We start from the raw sequence: 7,060 nt of genomic DNA, 5'->3' as shown, positions 1-7,060 counted from the left end.
ATCTATTGGAGAAACTTTTGCCGCATACCTTGCAGGTCTCATAACTGATAGAAAAACTGTAAGCAGAGTAAAGGATGTGGAAAATAAAATAATTAAGATTATTACATCGAGCGATAATTTTACATTCGTCAACATCTCATTACTTACAAATATTTTATTTAAAATAATTTTTCCAATAAAAATTCCGATTATATTTCCAATTATTATAGATGGGAGAGCAACAGCTAGAGACTCAAGATGAACAAGCTTTCTAATTTGTGGCTTTGTCATTCCAATTGTTTTTAAAAGCCCCAGAAGTTTTATATCTTCATTGACTGATATTTTAAAAATATTGTTAATTATTAAATATCCTGCTAGCATCACCAAAAGCAAAAGTGCAAATGCTGGTAAGAAAGTCATAAAATCAAAACTATTACTTCCTGATAAAATATAGGCAAAGTTAACTCCAATTCTTATTTCCTTGTCAGATAAATTTCCAGAGTCCTCCACCACCTCATAACCATTTCTCTTCGCAATCTTTAAAAGTTTATCCTTTATCCTAAAAGAATTTTTCAACATCACTTCCATATCGTTAGTTTTTTCCGGAAGTGATAATTTATCTACATAAGTTTTTGATAAATAGATTTGTCCTACACCAACATTAGAGTCTATTGGACTTTGATAAGTCCCAGATATGACAAATGTTCCCTTTTTCTTTTCAATAGTTTCTCCAGTGTAAGGTTTTTCAATATTAAAAGGAATTTCTATCTCTTCTCCAATCTCACCCTTATAACCTAATTTCTTGACAGTTGCTATATCTACAAATACTTCATTTTCTTTTTCTGGAAACTTTCCTTTGACTTTTTCTAAAAGTGCCCAATTGAATCCATTTTTATCCATATAAGATAACTCTGCCATGATTTTTTGATTATCAAGTATTCCAACTTTTTCTCTTACTGAAAAATCTTTTATATCCTTATCGTGAGTTAAAATTTCTACATCTTCATCAGAAATATCTTTAAAAGAACCATGGCTAATAGTACCAATAGTTTTCATAGTTTGGGTTTCCATGCTTTTTCCTAATCCCAGTACTACTGAAAAAAGACTTGTAAATAGTATAGAGGTTAATGCTATGGCTAATAAGAGAATATTTTTCCTGCTTTTATTAGCATTTAGGATGTTTTTGGCAAGTCGTCTAATATATGCACTATTTTTTACTTTCATTATTTCTCACCAACTTCCCATCCTCAATTCTTATCATTTTGTTTGCAGCCTGAGCCACCGTATCATCATGAGTAATCATAAGTATAGTATTTCCAAGCTCTTTATTAATCTTTTTTAATAAGTAAACAACTTGTGAAGATGATTTTGAATCCAAGTTTCCCGTAGGTTCATCAGCTAATATTAATGACGGCTTAGTTACCAAAGCTCTGGCTATTGCAACTCTTTGCTGTTGACCTCCAGATAATTCATTGGACATCTTATAAGCCTGGTCCTTAATTTCTAAAATTTCCAAAATATGTTTTACATATTTTTTATCAATCTTTTCGCCATCTAGTCCAAAGGGTAATACTACGTTCTCATAAACATTTAACATTGGTAACAGATTATAGGACTGAAACACAAAGCCAATATTTCTTCTTCTAAAAATAGTCCTCTCATCATCCTTTAGTTCATAAATATCTGTATCATCAATAACTACTTTACCACTTGTAGGGTAATCAAGTCCTCCTATTAAATGTAATAGAGTTGATTTACCTGATCCTGAGGCTCCAATTATAGAAATAAATTCCCCATTATCTACAGAAAAGGATACGTCGTCAAGCGCTCTTACCTCAACACCATTTGTATTATAATATTTTTTTAAATTTTCTACTTCTAACATGTCTATCACCTCTCCACATTTAATATAACACCTTTGTCTTACAAAGCACTTACAGAACTTCTTACAACTTTGTAAGAAAAAAAGACTTCTCACAAAGGGAAGTCTACTGAAAATTTTATTTTATTTTTATCTAGAGACGCCTTTATATTGCCACCATGTTTTTCTATAATTTCTCTGACTATAAAGAGACCTAAACCAAGGCCATCCTTAGAAACTGAGTTTTGGCCCCTGTAAAATCTTTCGAATATTTTTGGTAATGTTTCTTCTGATAAGTCTTTGCACTCATTTTCTATCTCAAAATTATAATTCAGATAAGATTTGTATACAGAAATATTAATAGTGGAACCATCTGGAGAATATTTTATAGCATTATCCACTAAGTTATGGATGGCTTCTGTGAGCCATCTTTCGTCTAAATAAAAAATACAGTCTTCACAAGCTAAGTAAGTTTTTATATCTTTTTCTATTAATTTAGGTTTGAATTCTATTAAAACTTCATTAACCACTTCTTTTAAATTTTCCGGATTTTTTTGTAACACAATAATATCCGATTCAAGTCTAGATGATTTTACAAGGTTTTCAATTAAAAATTTCAGCTTGTCCAGTTCATACTTTATAATCTCTATATACTCTTCTTTTGGTTCATCTTCTAAGAGACTTATATATAAAGATAGATTTGTGATGGGTGTCTTTGTCTGATGCGATATATCAGCTATTAAATCTTTGGTTTTGTTTTTTTCTGTTCTCAATTTAATTTCTTTTACTTGACCCGCATATAAAAATTTAATTAACTTTGATTTTATTTTAGAAAATTCACTTTCATCAAGGTTAGAATTTTCTAACTTACCCTTTAAGGCTTCGTCAATATAGCTTGAAAGATCTCTAATTTCTTTTCTTAAAGTTATATCTCTGTATAAAAGTATTGCTAAAACAACCATTAAAACAATTACTAATAACTCCATTTGTAGCCAACTCCAAACACCGTTTCTATTGGGTCGTAGGGTTTTAACTTGTTTCTTATTCTAGAAATATTAACACTAAGTGTATTTTGGTCAATAAACTCGTCATCCGTTCCCCAAATCAAATCAAATAAAATCTCCTTTGTTAAAATATGACTTTTATTTTTAATTAAAAAGTAGAGTATTCTAGCTTCTGTTGGTGTTAGATAAATATTTTTATCATCAACGAAAAAGTTGTTATTTTGAAAATCAAAATTAAAACCGTCTTTTCTGTAAACTTCAAAATCTTCAATGCTTGTTTTTTCAAATACTCTTTTAATTTTAGCTTTCAATATCCCTAAAGAAAATGGCTTAGTAATATAATCATCTGCACCTAATTCAATAGCAGATATTATATACGGTTCAAGATCAATTGCCGACAGTACTATAATAGGTATCTGTGAATTTTTTCTTGTATATTTTATTATTTCAAGACCATCTCCATCGGGTAAATTCATATCTAATATAATTAGATCCGCATTACCTATATATTGTATGGAATCTTTGCAAGTATAAGATGAAATTACCTCATAATTATCTTTTAAAGATATAGATAGACCTTTATTTAAATGTTTGTCATCTTCGATAATTAAAATTTTTTTCATAATTTTCATTGCCTTCCTAAATATAGTAACACTTTAAATTATTAATTCTTAAATTAGGAGTAATGGTAACCATATCCTGTTATTCTAATGATACTACATTTTAATACTTTCATTCTAACAACTTTATTTTCCTCTTGACTTTTTGGGTATGCGCAGTTATATTCTAGTTAGAAAGTATGAATTTCTAACCGAGGAGATTTTGTCATGTTAGTTGAATTAAAAGCTAAGTCACAAGTAACTATTCCAAAAGATATCGTAAATTCTATGAAATTAAATCAAGGCGATCAATTTGAAGTCCTTGAAGATAATGGAAAGATTGTACTTGTTCTAGTTGCAGTCTATCCAGAACATGTAATAAAAAATTAAAAAGCTGAAGTAAAAGAAATTAAAGAATCAATAAAAAATGGAAAAAGGCCAGTTTTCGATTCTATTGAGTCTTTATTTGAAGAATTAGATAAATAATCTCCTATAAAATCACTTATTCAAACCTTTAAAAACACTATAAAAAGCTCTCTGATAAAGAAAAGAAGCAAACTAAAAGAAACTCGAATTTTTTATAGAAAATCCCACTCACCCATCTCTTCGAAAAATTATATTCCAACTCTATCTCCTCTCTTTGCATGAAGCTTTAATTGAAACGATTTACATACGTTAATTCGTTTATGTTTGTGATATATTTATTTTATCCAAAATTAAAAAAGAAAGGTCTTAAGGTCCTTCAATCTGACTACTTAATTGGAAAATTATAAGGCAAAGGAAGATAAAAAAATGCTAAAAATACAAAAATTGCTGAAGCACAAGGTCAACACTAATATTTTACTTTCAATAATTCCATTTATCATTCTACTGTTAATTATAGTAGCTGATATTGTTTTATATGCTGTAGATATAATGGTAACACCTTATATAATGATTTTCTTTTATCTGCTAATAGTATTTTTAAAAAATCACAACAATCGAACTTTGATTGTTAGTTATATACTTGTTACAATCAGTTTAATATCTTTTCTGTGTTTAAGGTCTAACTACACTACTAACCAAGCAATACAAACATTGAAGAAAAATGCTGTCACAAATATAAAATTAAAGCAGTTAGGATATGTAAAAAGAAAAAATATATTAGTCAGAGGTGCTTATGTCTTTTCTACAGAAGATGGAAAATTGATAATTTTTGATAATATTAATGGCAAGTTTCATATAGCAAATAATTAGGATCTATAATAGTTTTGCGGGTGATGCATTTATGCGTCACCCGATTTTTATTTTATACTTCTCTACTTTTTAAAGTTTTACTATGAATCCTATAGATATGCTGTATTGAATAATTCATCTCCATTGCCATTTTTTCCCAAGATTCAAACCAAAGATATTTTTTTCAAGAACTACTTGAAGTTTTTTATTATCTATCTTTTTAATCGTCCTTACAATTTCCTACTTCAAATCAACCGACTTATTTATATCTCTGTTAATCTCTTTTAAGATCTATAATATTCACAACCTTGCCTTTATGTCTTAATGCTCATCTCTTAGAATTCTTTTGCATATCTGATAATGTTGATGTTGCTTTTGTCGCTAGCGCATTTAAACTTTCCACCTGTTCTCGTTTACTGTTGATCCTCTTGTCTAAATAAAAAGCTTGTTTTAAATATTCCTTTGCATCCATTTCTTATCTCCATAGATTTTTGATGTAAGTTATCCATATATCGTATATTTATCTATCAAAAATCGATAGTGACATGCTATCAACTTAATTCTCTAGATTTGCTTTTACTGCATTTTTCAGTGCAGCTTGAGTTTTATTTTTATTTTCTAATGCTTTCATCACATCTTCATCAATTGTATCTTTTGCTAAGATGTAATGAATCACAGCTGTTTCTTTTTGCTTCTGTCTATATAGCCTAGCCTTGGTCTGCTCATAAAGTTCCAAAGACCAAGTAATAGAAAACCAGATTAGTGTTGAGCCTTCTGCCTGAAGATTTAGTCTATGGTCAGCAGGTGTCGGATGAATAATTTTAGGTATCTCACAATCTACTTAGATGAACTCCAACAATTTCTTCTTTATGCAAAATTCATATCCAAGCTTCTTTAATCCTAGTTTATTAAATTGAACAATAATTGAAATACCTTCGACGGCTATAATCTCGCCAAGTCCAAACACCTTATGTCTTACCCGTTTTCCAACAATATTTTCTGGTATTGTTATTTTTTCTTTTGGTTCAGGTTTTGGAATAATAGGAGTAACATACCTTGGCTTCTTTATCCCTTTTTTCTTTCTATTTCTCATCCATTTTATGTATTGACCATCAACATTCTTCCCACGATTTTTGTAGTCTTCCATATTTTCGAATACAAACATTTGTGGTTTCTTTACATCATTATCTGGCACAGGTTTTATTGGGAATATCCATACTTTGCGATCTTTTCCATCTTCCCCTGGCTGTTTGTCTATGTATGGTTCCTTCACGAGCTCTATTCTTCCACAGTAAATATATTCGGCGGGATCTATGACTTCAAAAAGATGAACATCAACTCCGTTGAAATCAGACTCGGCTAAAGTAGCATTTTGTGCCCAATTGATATCTTGATCCCCTAATTTGCCCATGCCAGTATAGTGAAGAACTCCATCAATCCATTTATCAAAATAAAGACCTTTTGTATAATCAGATACGAGGACAAGTGTATTCGTTTTTTTGGAACGCCTCATACCTCCCATATTTCCACATTTAAATATTTCTATAATATCAGAATTCTTTATAATTTGTCCTATTTTTAAGCCTGGATTAAACAATAAACATCTCTCCATTTCTCAGCATATTTTCAACCTATAACCTTCAAAATACCTAGATTACAAAATTAATTCAGATTCATTTTTATTTCAAAAATTTCATAATACCTAACTCACATACTCTAGTTTTGTCTAATACAATAATATACATTCTAACGTATATTTTACAGCAGATCTATTTTCATATATGAAATCTAGACCTTCTGAAGTGTAACCTAAATTCCACTCTCAAAAAAACTTCAAATACTATATTTTCTAACCTTTATTTCTCTCGTGTAAAAATCAAAATCATAATCTTAATTAGTCTATTATTTTTTTATTAACTTATTTAAATAATGAGCACGTTTTATTACCATAAAACTACACCCTTCTATATTTAGAATTATTTCCATTTCGGAACTTAATATAAGTATATTTTAAAGGATAGGCTCACGCTATTCAACTAATTTAAAAGACCTACAAGTATTTGCCCATAATTCATTCAAGTATTTGCCCATAATTCATTCAAGCATTTGTCCTATTTCCATTCAAGTATTTGACCAATTTTCATTCAAGTATTTGTCCGTAATTCATTCAAGTATTTGGGTATTTACACTTTTAAATTCAGGAATTCTTAGTATAATATTTCAGAAATAAGATAGATGCATTGAAGCAAAAAAACAGGCCTTGAAGATTTCTTTTTAATCTTAAAGCCCCTTGATTTCAACACCTTTTTTTGAATATTTACTATTCCTTTGACAAAAGCGCCACACTTTCAACATGGCTTGAGAGTACAGTATGGATAAATTTTCTATTTTTTTCAAAAGCG

General features: G+C 29.4%; 6 protein-coding genes and 1 pseudogene. 1 reads left to right on the top strand and 6 read right to left on the bottom strand.

Annotated features, from left to right (window positions below):
* From Q1K37_RS08240 to Q1K37_RS08225, 4 genes are all read right to left on the bottom strand, one after another.
* The coding region (locus tag Q1K37_RS08240) for an ABC transporter permease (RefSeq protein WP_300411224.1) at positions 1-1,203 on the bottom strand (1,203 nt) is incomplete at its 3' end.
* Positions 1,187-1,864 carry an ABC transporter ATP-binding protein gene (locus Q1K37_RS08235; protein ID WP_300411222.1) on the bottom strand — a complete coding sequence of 226 codons (678 nt, stop codon included), beginning with the start codon at positions 1,862-1,864 and terminating at the stop codon, positions 1,187-1,189. The genes Q1K37_RS08235 and Q1K37_RS08240, both read right to left, overlap by 17 nt.
* A gap of 89 nt (positions 1,865-1,953) precedes the next feature.
* Positions 1,954-2,826: an ATP-binding protein gene (locus Q1K37_RS08230; RefSeq protein ID WP_300411221.1), complete on the bottom strand. Its 873-nt coding sequence runs from the start codon at positions 2,824-2,826 to the stop codon at positions 1,954-1,956.
* Entirely contained in the window at positions 2,814-3,476 is a 663-nt protein-coding gene (locus Q1K37_RS08225; RefSeq protein ID WP_300411220.1) for a response regulator transcription factor, read from the bottom strand. Before Q1K37_RS08225 ends, Q1K37_RS08230 begins: the two co-directional genes overlap by 13 nt.
* A 195-nt stretch (positions 3,477-3,671) precedes the next feature.
* On the opposite strand from Q1K37_RS08225, the pseudogene Q1K37_RS08325 reads away from it, so the two are divergent.
* Positions 3,672-3,929, top strand: a pseudogene (locus Q1K37_RS08325) (AbrB/MazE/SpoVT family DNA-binding domain-containing protein).
* Positions 3,930-4,986: 1,057 nt separating this feature from the next.
* Here the strand turns inward: Q1K37_RS08325 and Q1K37_RS08215 are convergent.
* Both Q1K37_RS08215 and Q1K37_RS08210 read right to left on the bottom strand, forming a co-directional pair.
* Positions 4,987-5,130 (bottom strand): hypothetical protein, encoded by a 144-nt coding sequence (locus Q1K37_RS08215; protein WP_300411218.1) that lies wholly within the window; start codon positions 5,128-5,130, stop codon positions 4,987-4,989.
* 369 nt (positions 5,131-5,499) lie between these two features.
* Positions 5,500-6,255, bottom strand: a complete 756-nt coding sequence (locus Q1K37_RS08210) for a hypothetical protein (RefSeq protein ID WP_300411216.1) — start codon at positions 6,253-6,255, stop codon at positions 5,500-5,502.
* Positions 6,256-7,060 lie beyond the last annotated feature (805 nt).

It is taken from the genome of Lagierella sp. (assembly GCF_029983815.1).
Lineage (GTDB): Bacteria > Bacillota > Clostridia > Tissierellales > Peptoniphilaceae > Mediannikoviicoccus.
The sequence above is the reverse complement of the archived record's forward strand: the minus strand, read 5'-3'. Positions and strand labels throughout refer to the sequence as shown.

Excerpts from the sequence above, each read along its gene's own strand:
- Q1K37_RS08235 (WP_300411222.1), bottom strand. The coding sequence starts at position 1,864 with ATGTTAGAAGTAGAAAATTTAAAAAAATATTATAATACAAATGGTGTT.
- Q1K37_RS08230 (WP_300411221.1), bottom strand. The coding sequence starts at position 2,826 with ATGGAGTTATTAGTAATTGTTTTAATGGTTGTTTTAGCAATACTTTTA.
- Q1K37_RS08225 (WP_300411220.1), bottom strand. The coding sequence starts at position 3,476 with ATGAAAATTATGAAAAAAATTTTAATTATCGAAGATGACAAACATTTA.
- Q1K37_RS08215 (WP_300411218.1), bottom strand. The coding sequence starts at position 5,130 with ATGGATGCAAAGGAATATTTAAAACAAGCTTTTTATTTAGACAAGAGG.